Source organism: Bradyrhizobium sp. AZCC 1577, assembly GCF_036924575.1.
Taxonomy (GTDB): Bacteria; Pseudomonadota; Alphaproteobacteria; order Rhizobiales; family Xanthobacteraceae; genus Bradyrhizobium.
On sequence record NZ_JAZHRQ010000001.1, the window covers coordinates 2,681,759 to 2,700,086 of the forward strand.

Below are 18,328 nucleotides of genomic sequence, written 5' to 3' on the forward strand. Positions count from 1 at the left end.
GATATCGTGCAGAAAAGCTTCGCGCATATCGCAGAGGTCGTTAGGCCATGGACAATGCGCTTATCATCCGCCGCAATACGCAACTGGCAAAAGCCCAGAAGGTTCTTCGCGCGGCACAGTACGTTCACATGTCGACCGAACTTCAGCGCTATTCGATACGGAACCAGGCTGCCGCCATCGCAGCATACGCTCAGCAACGCAACCACTATCGTTCGGACTTACGCCGGCACTCTCAGGACGTCGACGAGAGCGCGCATTACGCGTTTGTCTGCAAGCGAAACGGCATCAAGGTCGCTTATTGCGCTGAGCAATTCGATAATGACGGAAGCCTTCTGTCGAGCATCGTCAAGCACATCAAGCGTGTCATGGCGGCTAAGTATAGCCGAGAGCTTGGCGTGAAGGTGCGGCGGGCGCTGCCGGATAGCGGGCCTTGGCTATCGCGTTGGTGGCGCGCTCACGTTCGGGCTCTACAGGTAGATGGTCGATGAGAACTAGCGTTCGAAAGGCAAGCTGGCGAAGGGGGAATGCAAGGCCCTGAAAAACGGACCGTGTGCGACTTCGGCCAGGGTCTGACGAAGAGATCGCCGTCGTCAGATGGATATTCCAGCAGTTTGCTGTTGAGCGGAGAATGTACGTTGAAATTGCACGACGGCTCAATCGAGTGAACGTGACCAATCATGATGGGCGTCCTTGGACCGACGTCATGATCGAGGCTATTCTCAAGAACGAAAACTACGTCGGGAATCTCGTCTACAAGCGTACGTCCCGCCGGCTTGGACAGAAGCTGGTAAACAATCCTCATCATCTGTGGGTTCGGAGCGCGGCGGCGGTCGATCCGATGGTCGAGCAAGACCTCTTCGCACGTGCCAAAAAATCATGGCCGAGCGGCATATTTGCATCCCGGAAGACGAGATGTTGCGTCGGCTGCGACTAACGCTCGCTCGCAAGGGAAAGCTTAGCGATAGCATCATCCGCAATACAGCCGGACTTCCCTCTACCCAATGTTACGTCAAGCATTTTGGCTCGATAAGAAAAGCCTATGCGCTCATCGGCTATAAAGCCTCGGGGGACTGCGCTTGGTTTGATGCGCGACAGCATTGGTCCGATGTATTGTCAAAACTGGCGACGCAGGTTGCGGAGGCGCTAAGGACCGACCTTGGGCTTCAAGTGCACCTCAGAGAGGACGGTCCAAGCCTGGCGCTGAACGGAACAGGCAACATCATTTCATTCCGCGTAGCCGGCAACCGCCAAGAAGAGCGCGAGCCGCACTTCACAATGGCGAGCTCACGTGAGGAAGATGCGATCAGAGGTTTCATCATAAGCTAGCCTTCCGCGTTCAGAACCCTGGACTTGGCGCCGCTCAGGCTACTGAGGCACTTCCTGCCCGACCGTTCCCGATGAGGCAGCAGGTTCTGATTTCACCGACGCTTCTTCGTCCGCATCACTCGTTGTAATGGTGGCTACGACATCGGCCGCCATCGTTTCAAGCAATGCGACCTCATTTGCTTCGAGGGTACGGGGTTCGGAGTCGAGAATGCATAACGCTCCGATTATTAGACCGTCAGCTGCGCGTAGCGGCGCCCCAGCGTAGAAGCGCACGTCCCATTGCTCGATCGTCTTGTTATCGGCAAACCGTGGGTCGCGCTCGATATCCGAAACCACCAGCGTCTCGTCCTTGGCCACAACGTAGTTGCAGATCGCGTGTTCGCGGTCCATCGGCAGCAGCGTGCCTGTATCGTCGGTGATGGCATCCGGCAATTTTCCACTTTGTCCGACGAAGTATTCGCGGTCCTTATCGATAGTGGTGATCACGGCAGCGCTAGTATTGAATACGTCGGCCGCGCGTTTGGCGAGTGCATCCAGCGCTTCGCGTTTGCCCCCTTCCAGGACCCCGGTCGCTTTCAGCGCATCGACACGCGCTGCGTCGTTGTCCGGCGCGGGGGCTTGTTGCGCTGCCTTTGCTTCCTCGGGGTCGACAATGCGGTGAATACGACGGACCGCCTCTTCAACCGATGTGACGACAGCATCGGCTTTGAGCTTTTCGAGGGATTCGTCGGACAACAGTTCCGGGGGGGCCCTCCATAGCGCCAAAACGATGCGCACATTCGGCCATCGTTTTCTCAGACGCCGGCAGGCCTGACGAGCGGGGATGGCTGGATTCGACGTAAAGTAACTAAGGCTGACAATGTCCGCGCCCTTCAGATCAAGCTTGGCCAGATAGTCGGCAGTGACGCATGCAGGGGATTGAGAGGTCGCGGCGATCCCTTCGAAGGCGAGCGCGTGGGCCAGCATCTCGCCGGCGAGGGCATCGATCTCCCATTTTCCTCCGATGCACAGAACCGTTGGCGTTGCCTCCGAGCTCAGGGATGACGGGTATTGATCCCTAAGATCGTCGAGCAGCGCATCCATTCCGCTTGCCAGACGCAGGCGGTGCTCGGCGCTTGCGTTCTGGAGATACTCCTCGCTTGCCAGACGAAGGACCTCGATGCCGATTGCATCGTAGAATGCTAGCACCGAAGATTTTTCGATCTCGGTGCTTGCGATCTCGACTGCTTCGTCTGCATCATTTGCAATCAGCCGCTGATAGATGCGGGTCGGAACATCCAGTGCAGGCGTCGAGCCGAGCATGGTGTCGAGGAAGCGCAGCTGCGGCAAGTTGCGTCCGAGGACTAGCAGACAAACGGTGAGGGGAGTGGAGAGGATCAACCCCACGGGACCCCAAAGCGCTGTCCACAATATCGCCGCGGCGATCAGCGATATGGCCGACAGGCCGGTGCTGGAACCATATAGCAGCGGCTCGACAATGTTGTTGCTTATCAACTCAAGGGTGACGATCAGCGCGACCGTCCAGAGCAACATGGTCCAGCCACTGTCAACGGCAAAAGCGATCGCGGCTGGAAAGATCGCAGCAATCAGCGGGCCGACATAAGGGACGAATCGCATGACGGCACCAAGTGCGCCCCACAGCATGGCGCCGGGCACACCAATGACCCAGAGACCGAGAGCGAGCGGCACGCCGTAACTGACGTTTACGAGTAGTTGCATCAGAAGATATCTGCTGATACGCGTCCCGGCCTCCTGAATAGCATCCGTCGACCGATGGAAGTTTCCACCCAACAGGCGTAGAAACCGGTCGCGAAGGTCGCCAATATCAAGCAGCCCCAGAAAGACGAAGATCAACACGATACCGGCGGTGGCCAGAGGCTCCGCTGACCGCACAAGCCAGGCAAATGCCTGCTCGAGCGGCGTTTGCGGCATGGGAACGATTTCGACACGCTGTGGCGCTGGGCCTTCCGCGGGTTTGTCGTCCTTTGACTCGACCTCCTTCTGTACGCGTTCGACCGTCTTCAGCACGCCGTCAAACAATCCGGGTGCCTTAAGATTCTGGCGTAGATCCGCCAACTTCGTCAGTATCGTCGATTGGTAGGCCGGCAATTCGACGGCGATCGTACGGACCTGTGCGCCGAGAATGACGCCTAGTCCAACCAGAGCGCATCCGACGGTCACCATGACGAGGCTCGTCGCGAGCAGTCTGGGCACGCCGAGCCGGGCAAGCCATGTGACGGGCGGGTTCAGCGCGAATGTGATCAGGAATGCGATCGCGAGTGGTATGAGTATTTCACGGCCGAAATAAAGGGCAGCAAGGATGACCGCGCCTGACACCAGGGCAGCCGCAACTCTTACAATATCCAGTTGGCGAGACGTGACCGGGTCCGCGCGGACCTGGCTTGGTGATGGAAGCCCTGAGGCTGTAGGCAAATTATGCATTGTGCTCCGCCTCACACGAAAACACGAACGGACCCAGCTAGTTCCCTTCTTGCCATTCGTGTCGCGAGTTTGGCACCGGCAATAAATCGTCGGCTTCACGGACGACGGGACATGCACGTGTCCGCGGGGATGCGATCGAGAGATCCGCACCCAGGTAACGGCAGGCTGATCAGCCGTCTCTCAGGGAGTGTCGATTCCGAGGTCCGAGCGGTCTTGATCCACCCATCGGTGCCCACCGCAGCTTATGGCACTAAGCGGATTATGCGCTTGCACCAATCGATGCCCCCTGTGCGACGCTTTAGTGATGTTGCCGGGATTTGCGTAGCAAACATTTCGCGGACTCCAGGGGCGCTCATTCACCTGCGGGCGTTCGCTATGTGACATTGTCACGCATAAAACGACCTGTCCGCGCTCTAAATCTTTCGGCCCGCCTCCCGGCGATGTCTGTTAGGCGAGGCAAAGCGGAGATCATCCAGAGCCGCAAGGCTGTCCGCTCACAACCCAATTTAGGCCGTGGGTGCCATGGCCCCGGTCCATTGAGCTGCGGTGTTGTTAGTTGCTTCAGTCCGGCATCAGATTAGCCCTGATTGCGAGGAACGAACCTGAGGGGTGACTGTTCATCCTGCGCTGCAACACTTCTTGGATTCTCCCGGATTTCGTGCACGCCCCTTTGAGTGCATACGATGACCGCAGCCCACCTCCAGACACGCTCGCTAAGATCCCTTGCCCATAAAGGCCGCATGATCGCCGAGGCGCATCCTTATTTAGCAGCTGCAGCCGCGACCGCAGGAGCTTTGGCCATATTGGCCTTGGTGAACCGCCGCCTGTCCAATAATGCTGAATACGACAATCGCCCCGCTGGCCAATTCCTTAAGGTAAACGGCGTCCGGCTACACTATGTCGAACGTGGCTCAGGCATGCCGCTGGTCCTGCTGCACGGCAATGGCAGCATGATACAGGATTTCGAGTCCAGCGGTTTGATCGATTTAGCCGCCAAGAACCATCGCGTCATCGTTTTCGATCGTCCGGGCTTCGGTCATAGCGATCGGCCGCGCAATGTTGTCTGGACTCCAGCGGCACAGGCTGAACTGGTTAACGGCGCCCTCCAACGGCTGGGCGTCTCAGATGCAATCGTATTGGGGCACTCGTGGGGCGCTTCTGTCGCAGTCGCGCTGGCACTCAAAGATCCGGACCTGGTCAAAGGCCTAGTTCTTGCCTCGGGATATTACTATCCGACGTTGCGTCCTGACGTGGTTGCGTTGTCCGCTCCAGCGGTGCCTTTAGTGGGCGATGTCCTGGGGCACACTATCTCACCGATTCTAAGCCGGGTTATGTGGCCGCTCTTGATGGCAAAAATCTTCGGTCCGCGGTCCGTGCCCAAGAAGTTTCAGGGCTTCCCGAAAGAGATGGCCCTTCGTCCTTCTCAGATTCGCGCATCGGCTGCGGAGTCGGCGCTTATGATTCCAGACGCATTTTACTTTCACGACGAGTACGCAAATTTGAAGATGCCCGTGGTCATCGTCGCAGGGGAGGGAGACCGATTGGTCGACATTGATGCGCAATCGGCACGGTTGCACCGCGATATTCCCCAAAGCAGTTTTCACCGCGTTCCTGGAACCGGCCACATGATCCATCAGACCGCAACCGGTGTAGTCATGTCTGCAATCGAGGAAGTGGCGATCGCGAGGTCCGCGTCGGGCTGACAGAAACTGGTCGAGGAAGCAAATGAAGCAAAGCCGGCTGTCTTCTGACGAGGTATCCATGCCGGTGTGTCACGAAAAGCACTTGCGGGCCGCAACTCGCGCCGCAGGCGTGGCTTTGTGGTCTTGGAACGTCGACACTGACGCCATCACCATGGATGAACGCGCATATGACCTATGGGAAGTTTCGAAGGACGAAAAGCAGATCACATTCGAGATCTTATCCAAGAACATTCATCTGGCCGATCTGGAAAGGGGCAGATCTGCATTTTCCGCTACGCGTGCAGTAGTCGGCGCTTACGAAGTTGACTTCCGGATTCTGTCAGGCAGCGATATCCGCTGGATCTCCGCTCGAGGCCAAGGCGACGACGCGGACATATCCGACCGAATTATGTTTGGAATCTTCCTCGACGTCACTCAACGCTAGCAGGCCGAAGAGGCTAGCGAATTGCTCGCGGGCGAGATGAGCCATCGGGTGAAGAATCTCTTGACCATTGCAACCGCGCTTACTCAAATTACTTCGCGGTCTAAAGAGGATATGGCCCATGAGCTGACCAGCCGGCTGATGGCGTCAGGACGTGCTCAGGACCTCATTCGTCCCATCCCAGGCCGAGAAAGAGAAGCGCGCTTCTCGGTGATCTTATCTCGGTTCTGCTTGCTCCCTATGATGAGAAGGGAGCCAGCGTTCGCATTCGCGTTTCAGTGCCAAAGATGAATGTTGGAGAGTTCGAGCACGACGCTGGCCCTGGTTCTCCATGAACTGGCAACAAACTCGGCAAAATACGGATCGCTGTCGGTCGCAAGTGGCACGCTGGACGTGTCGTGCAATGCCGAGGACGACGAGGTCGTGATTATGTGGACCGAACGGGGCGGACCACCACGCTGGAAGGCTTTGGTAGCAAACTAGTGCATCGGAGCATGGCCGCACGCTCGGCGGCACGATCGCCTTTCACTGGTCAGCGGAGGGTTTGCTCGCCACCCTGAAAACGAGCAAAGACCCCATAGCGAAGTGAGCCGGCTGGAACCAACGTGAAGCAGCGCGTGGCACAATGCCGCCTTCACCGGCGCTTCATAGAGAGCGAAAGCCTGAATTTGGTATCAAACGGATCTGGTGAGCGACGTCAGGGATGTCTGCTCTCGGAGGCAGAGCGAGCCTCACGTCAGCCCATCTGGACGAACTATGCGGCTGCGAGAATGCGTAACCGACATCCGATTCGGACCTCGGTTCACTCCTGAGCGATGTCCGCTTGCCCCCTCCGAAAGACTTGGCGTTACGCGAACGTCAGGTCCGCAAAGTGCCATGAAGGCGACCTACAGCATGCGGACGGTTGCGGTGCAAAGCGGACGTGTATTCCATATGCCTGCTGCGCGCGAAACCGACCAACGGTGCCTTACTCAGATGTTGAGATTTGGTGCCAAGGAAAGGACAGGATCACCACGGCCGCGCGAGATTGATTTTGCTAGGCCGTCCGGTGATTTCTTGTACAACTTGATTTCATCAAAATCTGAGCGCTAGGGATGCGTCACGACGCGGTCCTTTGGAAAAGAAAGTTCTATTGTCAGGCCCGCTGGGTTCCAATTCCACGCGATCACGCCCCCGAATTGGCTCTGCACCGTCGCACGGGCGAGTAGCGTACCAAAGCCCTCTACCTCTGCTTGGCGACCGACCGGGGGTCCTCCGCGTTCCGTCCAGGTTACCGCAAATTGGTCAGTGTTTTCGGAGCACGCGATATTGATGGAGCCACTTTGGGTCGAAAGTGCCCCGTACTTTGCGGCATTGGTTGCAAACTCGTGCAATAGCAACGCAAAGCCAGTCACCCCATCGCCCGCGATTGGAATGTCGGGTCCACTGATCGCGACACGTGCCCCGCCTTTGTCGGTGCCGCCGTCATAAGGGGAGAGAATCGTCCTAATCAACGTATGAAGCAGCGTTGACTGTTGCGTTCGATGAGTGCCATCGGCTGTCAGCTTCAACGTCAGGTCGTTGGCTTTCGCGAGGGACAGCAAGCGGTCGCGCACCACAGAAGCGAGTTCTTCCGCTGTTTTCGCCGATCGGGCACTCATCGTGACCACGCCGCCAGCGACAGCAAAGAGGTTCTTGATGCGATGGTCCATCTCTCGGAAGATTAGCCGCTGCTGCTCCTCTGCTCGCTTTCGAGATGAAATGTCACGGGCTATTTTCGAAGCGCCGACGATCTTGCCGTCCTTATCCCTGATCGGGGAGATCGTCAGCGAAATGTCGATAGTGCTGCCATCCTTGCGTTGACGAACGCTTTCGTAGTGCTCGACGCGCTCGCCGCGCCGGATGCGGGCAAGAATGGCCGGCTCCTCATCCTGACGATCGGGAGGGATTAGCATCGTGACCGACTTCCCAATCGCCTCTTCAGCACTATAGCCGAACAGCCGCTCCGCGCCTTGATTCCAGCTTTTGATGATGCTGTTGAGGTCTTTCGAAATGATCGCGTCGTCGGACGAGTCAACGATCGCAGCGATGGCTCGATAGCGCGCCTCGCTTTCTCGAAGCCGTTGTTCAGTCTCCCGGCGCTCGGTGATGTCCACCAGCATGTTGATAGCGCCAACCAAAGCACCTGAAGCATCGAATAGGGGAGTTGGATACGGAATGAACGGCACGCGCGTGCCGTCCGGCCGTTCGGCGACCGCTTCCATGCCACGGATCGGACGCCGCTCTTTCAAAGCCAGCGCCATCGGACATTCGGCGTGCGGCAAGGGAGTGCCGTCCGACCAATAGAGCTTCCATGATCCGCAAAACTCGGCAGTCCCGAGCGTCGGCCGGCAGCCCCACAATTGCGCCGCCGCTTCATTGTAGTAAGTAATGCGGCCAGCGGCATCCGTCATGTAGAGCGCTGCCGGCAGAGCCTGCAAGAGTTCGTCGGATCCCCACGCCCCTTGATGTACATTGGGCTTCTGCAGGGAGACCAGCAACGAATCGATGGCGTCTTGTTCGGCGTTACTCATCACACCCTCACGGCTGGAACACCTAAGCTTGCCTAAGCTCGACCGCCGGCATCGCGTTAGCGTAACATCCTGCGGAGCCGGCGCAATTTCAAATTTATTCCTTCGCTGCCCGATGACCGATGGTGCGGTTCCGGAAAGCTCCTGTCTCGCCTACAGCCCGGATCGATGCTGCTTGCCGATCGTGGCTACGACTCCGATTGGATAGAGAGCTCGCTATGAAGAACGGCGCATGGGCCAATATCCCATCCAAAAGCAATCGCAACAATCCGATCTGCTTCAGCCCTTATCTCTACCGCAATCGCAACGGGGTCGAACGGTTCTTCAACAGGATCAAGCAATGTCGCCGGGTGGCGACGCGCTACGACAAACTTGCAGCCAACTACCTGGCCTTCGTTCAGCTTGCATCAATCCGGCTCTGGCTGCGCGCTAATGAGGTCATGCCGCTTAATGCCTGTCTGTTTTTCGAGGAGCCATCTTATGCTTTTCACCTTAGCCATTTCATTAAGAGCGGCCGGCTTTGGTCCGCCGGACGCTCCTTACGCAACTACAACCTACGCGATGCACAGGGCCTGAGTGGGCGGTGGCCGGCGACCAGCTATGCGAGCCGTAGCAGATTTTGAGCGATGTCGGACAGAACAAGCTCATCCTAAGCGCTTCGCGGGGCGCGAAGTCGAAGCCGACCGAGTCTCAGGATGCGCTCCAAATGCGCGAACCGCATCTCGATCCTCTTGCGCTCCCGTCGCAACTGCTCGAAGCCCTCGGTGCCAGGAGCGACCGGGCAACGTCTCAGGCATGTTCGCATCGGAAGCAATCGTCGGCACGGTGCCCTGCAGGGCTATGTCACGCGATGCCATCGTCGCGTTGCGGTAACATGCACGCGATGTGGCAGCGCAGTCCTGCCTTGTTGAAGTCTAGGATCGCCGTGCCGCCAAACTGCCGCGCCAGTCCTCTTTCGATGAGGTCCGAGCCGAATCCTCGCCGCGTGGGCCTTACGACGGGGGGCCCGCCCGTTTCCGCCCAGTCAATCGTCAGGGAATCGGGTGCGGGGTTCCACCACTCTATGCTGATGCAGCCGTGAGGGGTGGAGAGCGCGCCGTATTTCGCGGCGTTGGTGGTGAGCTCATGCAGCGCCATGGCGAGCGTCACCGCTACCTCAGACCCGAGCCGGATCTCGGGGCCCCTCAGGCGGAAGCGTTCTCCCGCAGCGGTCTCATAGGGCGCGACGGTCTCGAGGACCAGGTCACGCAACAGTACGCCAGTCCCGATCTCCCGCGTCAGCAATTCATGGGCGCGATTGAGCGCCATGAGCCGTCCTTCGAAGGCCTGCGTAAAGCCATCGAGATCGGTTGCTCTGCGCCGGGTCTGCATCGCGACGGATTGGACGGTCGCCAGCATGTTCTTCACGCGGTGGTTCAATTCGTCGAGCAGTAGTTTCTGGCGGGCCTGCGCGCGCTTGAGTTCGGTGATGTCCTGCACAACACGAATGCCGTAAAGCGGCTGGCTAAGATCATCCCGCACGATCGAGGCGGAGACGGCCACCCAGATTGCTGTCCCATCTGGTCGAAGGAAGCGTTTCTCGGTCTGGTACGTGTCGGTCTGGCCGGAGACGAGGGCGGCAAACTTATCCATGTCCGAGCCTGCATCCTCGGGATGGGTAATCGAGCCAAAGCTGAGGTTCGGCAACTCATCGGCCGAGTACCCTGTGATTTCGCAGAACCGGGCGTTCGCCCTAAGGAACCGGCCCTGGAGATCGACCTCGGCAATCCCCGCGAAAGCGCGCTCATGAGTAGCACGCAGGCGCTGCTCGCTTTCGCGCAGCGCGGTTTCCGCTTTCTTCAGGTCGGTGACATCGAGGGTGAAGCAGCGGGTGTTGATGAACTGGCCGTCATGGAAATGCACATTGGAGCTGATCAGCACGTGCTTGATCGAGCCGTCCTTCGCCTTGAGCCTCGCTTCGTACTTGTCGAGCTTTTCGCCCCGGGTCAGGCGGGCGAGAATGTCGTCGATCGCGGGCTTGTCGGCATGGAATTCCGCGATATGGCGGCCGACATATTCCTCGCGGGTGTACCCGAGAAGATCGAGTTCCGCCTGATTGACCCGGAGGATAGAACCGTCGGAGGCGACCCAGTGCAGTCCGACTGCGCCGTTCTCAAAGAAATCCTCGAGGTCACGCTGGCTGCGCTCGAGTGCGTCCTTGAGGCGTGCTGGCTTTTTCGCTGGGTTGGATCTTACCTCCATGGCCCTCAATGCCGTTCGTGTTGGGCCCAGTGAACTAGCGTCCCTCGATTGACCCGATCTGCTCTCCAAATTCCTCCGCTGCGCTCCGGAGCATGTCCCCGACCAGGTCCGCGTCGCACTCTGCAACCGGCCCGAGCGCTCTTCCTGGCTCGCCCGGCTGGTATAGCCACACCGAATCCCCGCCGATGACATTGACGGAGTACCGGAGGCCTTGCGCGCGCCGCCCGTCGAGCTCGGCAAGCCAGAAGTCGGCATGCGCGTGGTTGGTCGATTGCGGGTCAAGATTGAGGTCTAACCGGAAGGCCACGTGCTCCGGCTCAAGCTCTGCATTGCCTTGTTCGATCGCGGGAACAAGAACCCGAGCGACCCATGCTGCGCCGTTCTGAAATGCCGAAGCGGGTCCAACCCCGGGGTGTGCGGGGCCACCGAAATGGCTCCGTCCACGGGTGAAAGCATCACGCACTGCGGGCACAATCGAACTCCATTTGGTCGGCGGCCCTCGTCCTACTTACGTGGTCCGGACCCGAAGGCCAACGGGCAGAATGCAAAGACGTTCCTGCGCTGTCCCTTTCGGCCCCTCCAGGCCGCACCCCGATGACCGGAGCTGTCTAGCCACACCCGAAATCGCGGCTGGGTTTTGAGATGAGCCGCCGATCGGCCGTCAGCCATTGGGCCCCTGACGGCCCACTATAGCGATCGGCGCTTCAAAGGATTGGCTCAGCTCCCTAGTTCCCTGCGCCCCGCTGCGCGGACGTCCCCACGCCCTTATGTTGGATTCCATCATGTCAATCGGCGTTCAAATTTGACCCCTCATCGGCTTCTAATTTTGGCCCCTTTGAGCGGCGGGGTTTGGCGGTGGCGCTCGGCTCGTCGGAGCTGGCCGGGATTGCGGAGACGAAACGAGCGCGGGTTGCGTGATCATCGTCGCGGCTTTTGAATCGCCAGCTGTCATTGCCAGCGTCGACGATGTAACACTGATGGGTCAACCGGTCGAGCAGCGCGGTCGTCATCTTGGCGTCGAACACGCTGGGCCATTCTCTGAAGGCGAGATGGTGGTGACGGAGGCGCGCTCGTAGAGCCGGCTGACGAGATGGAACAGAAGCTGGCCGCCGGACTGGGCAAAGGGCAGATATCCGAGTTCGTCCAGAGCGGTGAAGTCCGTCTGGTTCAAATGCTCAGCGAGCCGCCACTGCCGTCCATTGCGGGTGTCGATCTCGAGGCGGTTGATAAGGTCGACCACGTTGTACAAGCGCCCATGAGCGCGAGATCGGATGCAGCTTCTGGCAATTGCGATGACCAGATGGGTCTTGCCGGTGCCGGTGCCGCCGACCAGCACGACGTTGCGTTGCTGGGCAATGAAGCCGCCGGCGGCGAGGTGATTGACAGCGTCCGGTTGATCGGCGTGCCGCGAACTGGAAGTCCTCAAGATCCTTGGCCATCGGCAGCTTGGCGATAGTGAACTGGTACTTGATCGAACGGGCCTCTCGTTGATCTCGGCGTTGAGCAGGTCGCGGACGATGCGCTGGGGTTCGTGCTGACGGCGGTCGCCATGATCTCGTCGAAGGCGGCCTTATGTCCGCGCGGTTCACCCCAGATTTTGCCAGGACTGACCCTCCGTGGAGGGCTGTTTTTCATTTGAAAACAGCTGCCAAGCTATTGGAATTGCTAGAGGGATTTTGGCCGTTTTTTCCAAATGCGCCTTGAGATTGTAATCAAGCTGATTTTGATTCCGCCATTCGAATGCCTGATTCGTCGCGGCCCAAATAGGACCTAAGGCGCCGAGTTAATTGGGATGAATGCTCCGCTAGGATGCAGATTCTTGGCGAGCGTTTTGACCGAAGGCGGTCTCTCTTTGGCACCATGTAATGGTAATCATCCACTTCGCAAAGCACTGACTAACCATGCAATCGTATTGATCGCGGTGTCCTGGATTTGGCACTTTCAGTCACCCGGACTTGCTGTTTTAGCTTATCTAACTCCGCCGCCACCTCGGCTAAGCGTTGAGGCGTCCATAGCTGCTTAGGCTTCCGTTTTGAAACGCGGACCTTCTTTTCCATTGCGGCCCCTCCGTTCAGGGAACGAAAGGGGCGAGCATACGTCTGCTCAAAAGCGATCGTCTGTTCGGCTTCTGACTCAGGAACCGAGATAAGCCAGAGGCTACAAACTCGGAGATGTGTTCACTATCGCATAGATATTGCCACGTTTTTCCGCTTCCGTGTGCGTGCTAGGTAGGCTCCACTACTCCTGTCTGCCTGGAAGGTAACTTGGATGGCCTCGGCGCTCTGGCGCTGGGGCCATTTTTCTTCATGATAGACAGCTCGAAAAACGGACTACGCGGTCGGGACCGTCTGCCGTGCTCATTAAATTTTCTTCAGTGCATTGAGACTGAGCCTCTCTCCCATATCTCTGAAGTTTTCTATCGTGAGCAATAATTCAAACGGTTTCATGATCGCCGGGACGCGTCATGCGGAGTGAGTGGGAGTCAATGTCGATCGAAGAACTGTTCGAACTGCACCAGCAGATGCAGTCGATTCTCCGCGAAAAACTGATCGCCAAAAAGGCAGCACTAGAAGATCGATTGTGTCAGCTCAACCAGCCACCGAGCGATGCAGCAAGCGCGAAGCCCACTCGACGTGTGAAGCCGCCGACCTAACTAAACCGCCAATCGAGATTCGGTGTACGAAGCGGTGTCGCTCGGTGAATGTGGGGGACGCCTTTGCGCCGTTGACGCTTGCAGCGCCTCTGCAATGCGGACCGCTTCTCTGAGCTTTTGAAGTTCGGCCATGCGGTGGGAAAGATCGAGGTCTATCTGCGAGAGACGCTGCTCCCTTGAAATAAACTGATCCATCTTTTAATCCTCCCACCAACGCACCACTCAGAACTTTACAGGTTATTCCCGTGGGAGCGTGAAGGTCTGTCCGCTGTGTTACACATGGCGGAACAAATATGAGCGAAAGCTATTGTGGCGGCTCGGAATGATGGACGCCCAATAAACGCGGTTCCGAAGCGTCATATGGTTGCTGCGCTTAATTGCGGGAAAAGGAGAGCGCGATGGACGATCGAGGCGGCGCTAGATCAAGCGTGGGGTGATGAACAGGATGCGGCTTACGAGCTGCTCAAGATCGACCCAACTACCCCGGCAGGCGTCATTGCCTTGCTGACCTATGCTTGTGACTATGACGACGCTACTCACGGCATGGGCTGGCCCCAAGACGTGTGGGCAGACGATTTGTTCGTGGCTGCAGGCCTTGTCGATATCCTGCCCAAGCTTATGTCGCGGGTAGGGACATAGAACGTCTTAGGCCCGCCAGCGTGAACCGGCGGGCCTGCCCTTTGTCAGCGGCCGTACAGACCGCGCCCCGATGGCTGGCTATTCTGCAAAAGCCCCCGGCTACATGTCCCCCAGAGCTTAGCCGGGGGTAATCTCCAGTGGTCCGGCGGCCCCGGTGCGTTGCGTATTGCCGGGGCCGCTTCATTCCACGAGCCGCATGGTCCGGCGCCGTTTCATGCGATCGATAGCGTGGACAACTTCGTCTCGATCGAGAACGGCTATCAGCCGGTGCACCGTTGCCGTGGCGTCGCGCGGACCAGGTGCAATGTATTCGCCGAGGATGCGCCTGGCATCCTCCATAGCCCGCAATATGATATCCTGATCCGGGGTGTTCATGGTGCGCGCCTTACTAAGCGCGATTCAATCACATCCCCCTGGCGATGGTTCCTAAAGCGCCCCAAGCACTGCGGTGAATATCGTTCCTTTGCTCTGCTCGGATCCAAGCTGCCGCCGGTTCTGTTCACTCCAGAACCTCATACTCGAACGCCAGGCCCTCAGGGTCGTTCTCATCGAACCATTTTTCCGCGGCAGCCACATTGAGGGGAAGGCGCACGCGAGAACGGCCACGGCTATCACCCGTTCGGAACGAATCGATCACTATCGGCTTAGTAGCCAAATGAGCGACTTCACGCCGCAGAATCGCAGCCAACCAGGACGATCGCGCCGCATACTGCCTTGGATTCTACTTCTTCTCCTCGCGGTTGCTATCGTTGCTGTGCTTTGGGCCAGCAATCGAATTGGATCCGAGTCCTCTCCATTAGCGGCTGTTCATCCCAATGCTGAGCCGTCTCTGGCTGCTGAAATCGCTGACAAGACGGCTAGAGATGCTGTGGCCAATCTCCAGCAAACGATCCAAGAGCTCCGGGCAGCACAGGAACGTGCCTCGGAACAGATCAGCGGTCTACAGCGGCAGATATCGGCGGAGCAGGGCCAGCGTAAATTGCTTTCGGACAGCTGGGTGGGCTTTCCGCTCGCTTGGACAGCCTCCAACGATCGAATGCAGCAATGCCACCCAGCCCGCCGACACCTAGCAACAAAGGGCCCGGGAAATGAGTGTCTGATCGGGGGGCAACGAATGCGCCTGATCCGGCTACTGCTGGCGCCCGCCCGGCTCAAGTTCGAACGGTGGCGGTTCACCCGCCGGTCCATGGTGATCTGAGACGAGAAGGCCCGCCGGTTCACGCTAGCGGGCCTTATCTTCCGATCGAGCTGATCAGGGCTGCCGCGCCAAGCGCAAGCCGTCAAGTCAGTTAAAACCTTGCACGCCTTACTCGGAACGACTTCTGCATGACGCGTTATCGTAGATGCAGCCAGCAAACATGGAGGCAACGGGACATGGACAATCGGATCATTGCCGGTGTTGTCGCGGCCGTTATCGTTGTTCTTGGGCTGATAGGTTGGACTGGCGGCTGGTTCGGGGGTGAGACACCGTCGCCAACGACGCCACCAGCCGGGCAACAACCACCGAAGTAAGATCACGGATATTGCGGATCGCCCTTTAGGCGGTTCTTCGTCGGTACCGCCTAAACTAGGGCGAACGGCCCCAGCGCCTCGGGGAGGGAAACACTGGGGCCGCTGAATGCGCGCCACGGGCAACAGATAGAGGCGCGCACAGTCACCAGAAAAACGGCCCCAGTGCTTCGGGGGATGTGCACACTGGGGCCGTAAGGTCCCCCTCCTAATCATTGCCTAATTTTCCCGGCCCGGGTTTGTTCTGGTGGGCCTATTTCCGCCAGTACCCGGATGGATTTGGATCAAAGATCGTTCCCGGTCGTTACCCCTCCATCAACGGGAGGAACCAGAATGGGCCAATCGACCCCCATCAAACGCAGGAATCGGTTTTCGGAGGAAGAGCGCGCGAATCGTCCCGCTCTTGAAGAGCGGGTCTTGCAAGTCGCGAAAGATCTAGAGGAACGAGCGAGCAAGCTGCCACCCGGTCGAGAACGTGATGACCTCATTCGCCGGGCGCGTCTGATGGATACAGCAAATCACATCAACGAGTGGCTTTCATCCCCCGGGCTTAGGCCCCCTACCTAGAACTAGGGTCGCCTCAGTTGGCGGCCCTACAGCGACCCCAGCACATGCCAGATAATCACCAGCACCAAGATCACTACCATCGCGTAGGCGATCTGGCGCCAATGCGGTTCATTCCAGAACCTCATACTCAAAGGCAACGCCTTCCGGGTCGTTCTCCTTAAACCAGGCTTCGGCAACGTCTTGGCTCGCAAATACCTTGAGGTGATCAACGTCGCCAACTTCCTTGCTGGTATCGACGTATATCCAAACCGTCGTCATTGATCCCTCTTCAGTTTGCGCTTGCCCCAGTGATGACTTTTGCGATCGGGATTGAAGACCCGCTCGATGTGACGGTTTAACGCCCGCATGACGCCGATGCGGGCGAACATCGTCGGGCCATCGTTTTCTGCAACGAGAATCAGTGCCTGCATGGCAGCCTGCCATTCCGGCGCGGAGTGTTCGGCCTTCGGCAGCCTCATTATGTGGCTGGCGGCATCCTTCAACGTGTGGAGCCAGCGGCCATTTGGAAGCGGAATCGGGTCGTCAAACGGGGTGGACCAGGGCAATCAAATCTACTCGGGCAATTAATTGGTATTCCGCCTCATAGCGGCTTGTCATCTCGTTCACGTTTTGTACTGTCTGCCTCACCGTGAAAAACGACCGTGAAATCGAGATCCTTCTCAGGCGCCTGCGCCTGTATGACCAGCTCGGGCGCGAGGCCGAAGGCCTTTACCGAACGATCGAGAGAGCATTGAGGAGCGTTATGGGCCTAGATCACGTTCGTTCCGAGATCGAGCACATGCGCGGCCAAGTCGGAAGACAGCGTAAGGAGATCCTGCAGCTTCAGCGCGCCGGCATCTCGACTGCGTCGGCCGAGTTGCTGCTAACGAGGATGCTGGCCAAGATCGAGGGCCTTTGCGCCGAGCGGGATCGGCTCAAGGCAGAGCAGCACGGTCCAACAAAAGGGCGCGTGCTTGGCGGCCGGAGCTGGTGATGGCGGAGCCGCTCAAATGGTACGATGACAAGGCAGACAACTCGTCATGGCTTAGGGCGCTCGCCGAAGTGCGCCATCGGGCCACGCGCGAGGGCCATTGCTATCAGCATGTGCAGGCCATCACAGTCGCGATAGATCAGTACGCCGAGAAGGCGCTAGGCAATCGAGACTACTTCCTCAACAAGCCTGACAGCATCGGCGAGTCCAGGAACGCCGGCGCCGGATAATTGGGAAACACGCCGGGCATCGGCGGCAGATTGCCGACGTAGCGATTTATCACGCGGAAGAGCGCGCGGATGGCTTCTTGGTTTGTGGTGATGCTGTAGAGGTTGCACATTTGGCGGCCGCCGATAGATGTTTCCCGCTAGTCTCGATCAATATGCAGGTCTTTCAGCTTGCGCATATAGTAGCCCTGCGTCTGAAGCGCTGACCTAATCTCCTCGCTGACTTTGACAACCCTTTTCCTGCTCTTGCGCCATTTGCCCGGCGGCGCAACAGGCGGTATCGGCGATCCCTTCTCTACGACAAGCAGATCACGTCTGGTGTTCAAATACACATCCATATGCCTACCTCCTAAAAACGACTGAACTTATCGTTTGCGAGCAGAGCATGGGTTACCGAAAGGCAACACAGATCTAGGTTGTGCGCCCTCCTAATTTACCGCTGGCAAAGAGCGCAGCGAAGCACTTGACCAAGCTAAAGCGGCGCAGGCCCAAGAAGCAGCTAGGTCTCGTGGATTGCTCAGGGGGCTTCGGTGACGCTGTAATTGCCACCCATGAGCACGAAAAAGCGCGAAGTCATCTGGGGCGGCCGGATCATGGGCGCCGACATGCGCGCCCAGACAGCCCGCCAAAACGCTAAGAAGGCCGCCCGTGCCGCTGATCGAGCCAAGGCAGAAGCATGGTCGGTCCGCATGGAAGGCTATGGCGGCCCGGCCCAGCCATCCCCAACGATCCGCCAATGCCTGAACGGCGGATACGGCTGGCTAGAGATCGAATGCTGCCGATGCCACACACGAGTAAGCCTGCCGCTGGATGCAATCCGCAGGGCACGTGATACGCCGATCTGGAAGCTAGAACCATCCTTCCGATGTCGGTCCTGCGGCACGCGCCGTTACAAGCCGCTTGTCCGCATGATCAAGTTGACCGAGCAGCGGGAGATTACGCCGTATAAGTGCGTACATCCTGATGAGGAGCGATGAGACCGCAGTGCAAGGAGAAGCAGACCTCGGCGTCGGTGCTTTGCATATCCGCTAATGGACCCATCTCGGACGCGGGCGTAGTCGGACATCGGCCCATAATTGTG

The 18,328-nt window shown here is 58.4% G+C and carries 18 protein-coding genes and 3 pseudogenes; 11 read left to right on the plus strand and 10 right to left on the minus strand.

Features of this window, described 5'->3' with window-relative positions; all coding sequences use genetic code 11:
• Positions 1–47: 47 nt before the first annotated feature.
• The 3 genes from V1278_RS12605 (at position 48) to V1278_RS12610 (ending at position 1,326) form a co-directional block, all read left to right on the plus strand.
• Positions 48–488, plus strand: a complete 441-nt coding sequence (locus V1278_RS12605; protein WP_334380937.1) for a hypothetical protein — start codon at positions 48–50, stop codon at positions 486–488.
• Between the two features lie 62 nt (positions 489–550).
• On the plus strand, positions 551–934 hold the full coding sequence (locus V1278_RS36925; RefSeq protein ID WP_442893663.1) for a recombinase family protein: 384 nt from the start codon (positions 551–553) through the stop codon (positions 932–934).
• Positions 877–1,326: a hypothetical protein gene (locus V1278_RS12610; RefSeq protein ID WP_334380938.1), complete on the plus strand. Its 450-nt coding sequence runs from the start codon at positions 877–879 to the stop codon at positions 1,324–1,326. Before V1278_RS36925 ends, V1278_RS12610 begins: the two co-directional genes overlap by 58 nt.
• Before the next feature lie 39 nt (positions 1,327–1,365).
• Here the strand turns inward: V1278_RS12610 and V1278_RS12615 are convergent, their stop codons facing one another.
• Entirely contained in the window at positions 1,366–3,663 is a 2,298-nt protein-coding gene (locus V1278_RS12615; RefSeq protein ID WP_334380939.1) for an AI-2E family transporter, read from the minus strand.
• 788 nt (positions 3,664–4,451) lie between these two features.
• On the opposite strand from V1278_RS12615, the gene V1278_RS12620 reads away from it, so the two are divergent.
• Both V1278_RS12620 and V1278_RS12625 read left to right on the plus strand, forming a co-directional pair.
• Positions 4,452–5,471, plus strand: a complete 1,020-nt coding sequence (locus V1278_RS12620; RefSeq protein ID WP_442893662.1) for an alpha/beta fold hydrolase — start codon at positions 4,452–4,454, stop codon at positions 5,469–5,471.
• Between the two features lie 58 nt (positions 5,472–5,529).
• A pseudogene (locus V1278_RS12625) lies at positions 5,530–6,481 on the plus strand (sensor histidine kinase).
• Positions 6,482–6,980: 499 nt separating this feature from the next.
• Here the strand turns inward: V1278_RS12625 and V1278_RS12630 are convergent.
• Positions 6,981–8,444, minus strand: coding sequence for a PAS domain S-box protein (locus tag V1278_RS12630; RefSeq protein WP_334380940.1), 1,464 nt, complete (start codon positions 8,442–8,444; stop codon positions 6,981–6,983).
• Between the two features lie 287 nt (positions 8,445–8,731).
• Between V1278_RS12630 and V1278_RS12635 the strand changes: the two are divergent.
• Positions 8,732–8,869: pseudogene (locus V1278_RS12635) on the plus strand (transposase); the annotation flags it as partial.
• A gap of 415 nt (positions 8,870–9,284) precedes the next feature.
• On the opposite strand, the gene V1278_RS12640 reads toward V1278_RS12635, so the two are convergent.
• The 3 genes from V1278_RS12640 to V1278_RS12650 form a co-directional block, all read right to left on the minus strand.
• Positions 9,285–10,964, minus strand: coding sequence for a sensor histidine kinase (locus V1278_RS12640; RefSeq protein ID WP_334380942.1), 1,680 nt, complete (start codon positions 10,962–10,964; stop codon positions 9,285–9,287).
• Positions 10,965–11,467: 503 nt separating this feature from the next.
• Positions 11,468–11,707, minus strand: a complete 240-nt coding sequence (locus V1278_RS12645; RefSeq protein WP_334380943.1) for an ATP-binding protein — start codon at positions 11,705–11,707, stop codon at positions 11,468–11,470.
• A complete protein-coding gene (locus V1278_RS12650) occupies positions 11,689–12,201 on the minus strand; it encodes an ATP-binding protein (protein WP_334384164.1) in 513 nt (170 codons plus the stop codon). The genes V1278_RS12645 and V1278_RS12650 overlap by 19 nt, the downstream gene beginning before the upstream one ends.
• A gap of 966 nt (positions 12,202–13,167) precedes the next feature.
• Here V1278_RS12650 and V1278_RS12655 point away from each other — a divergent pair.
• The gene (locus V1278_RS12655; protein ID WP_334380944.1) at positions 13,168–13,335 is read left to right on the plus strand and encodes a hypothetical protein; all 168 of its coding nucleotides are present in this window, start codon (positions 13,168–13,170) and stop codon (positions 13,333–13,335) included.
• On the opposite strand, the gene V1278_RS12660 is transcribed toward V1278_RS12655, so the two are convergent.
• Entirely contained in the window at positions 13,336–13,530 is a 195-nt protein-coding gene (locus V1278_RS12660; RefSeq protein WP_334380945.1) for a hypothetical protein, read from the minus strand.
• A 165-nt stretch (positions 13,531–13,695) separates the two neighbouring features.
• Here V1278_RS12660 and V1278_RS12665 point away from each other — a divergent pair, with 165 nt between their 5' ends.
• Positions 13,696–13,974, plus strand: coding sequence for a hypothetical protein (locus V1278_RS12665; RefSeq protein ID WP_334380946.1), 279 nt, complete (start codon positions 13,696–13,698; stop codon positions 13,972–13,974).
• A 180-nt stretch (positions 13,975–14,154) separates the two neighbouring features.
• Here the strand turns inward: V1278_RS12665 and V1278_RS12670 are convergent, their stop codons facing one another.
• From V1278_RS12670 to V1278_RS12680, 3 genes are all read right to left on the minus strand, one after another.
• Entirely contained in the window at positions 14,155–14,349 is a 195-nt protein-coding gene (locus V1278_RS12670; RefSeq protein WP_334380947.1) for a hypothetical protein, read from the minus strand.
• A 1,809-nt stretch (positions 14,350–16,158) separates the two neighbouring features.
• Positions 16,159–16,308 carry a hypothetical protein gene (locus V1278_RS12675; protein WP_334380948.1) on the minus strand — a complete coding sequence of 50 codons (150 nt, stop codon included), beginning with the start codon at positions 16,306–16,308 and terminating at the stop codon, positions 16,159–16,161.
• On the minus strand, positions 16,305–16,595 hold the full coding sequence (locus V1278_RS12680; RefSeq protein ID WP_334380950.1) for a hypothetical protein: 291 nt from the start codon (positions 16,593–16,595) through the stop codon (positions 16,305–16,307). The genes V1278_RS12675 and V1278_RS12680 overlap by 4 nt, the downstream gene beginning before the upstream one ends.
• 197 nt (positions 16,596–16,792) lie before the next feature.
• Here V1278_RS12680 and V1278_RS12685 point away from each other — a divergent pair, with 197 nt between their 5' ends.
• Entirely contained in the window at positions 16,793–17,023 is a 231-nt protein-coding gene (locus tag V1278_RS12685) for a hypothetical protein (RefSeq protein WP_334380951.1), read from the plus strand.
• On the plus strand, positions 17,023–17,250 hold the full coding sequence (locus V1278_RS12690; protein ID WP_334380953.1) for a hypothetical protein: 228 nt from the start codon (positions 17,023–17,025) through the stop codon (positions 17,248–17,250). The genes V1278_RS12685 and V1278_RS12690 overlap by 1 nt, the downstream gene beginning before the upstream one ends.
• Here V1278_RS12690 and V1278_RS12695 read toward each other — a convergent pair.
• A pseudogene (locus V1278_RS12695) lies at positions 17,238–17,360 on the minus strand (SOS response-associated peptidase); the annotation flags it as partial. The gene V1278_RS12690 and the pseudogene V1278_RS12695 overlap by 13 nt on opposite strands.
• Positions 17,361–17,798: 438 nt before the next feature.
• Between V1278_RS12695 and V1278_RS12700 the strand changes: the two are divergent.
• Positions 17,799–18,224: a hypothetical protein gene (locus V1278_RS12700; RefSeq protein ID WP_334380954.1), complete on the plus strand. Its 426-nt coding sequence runs from the start codon at positions 17,799–17,801 to the stop codon at positions 18,222–18,224.
• Positions 18,225–18,328 lie beyond the last annotated feature (104 nt).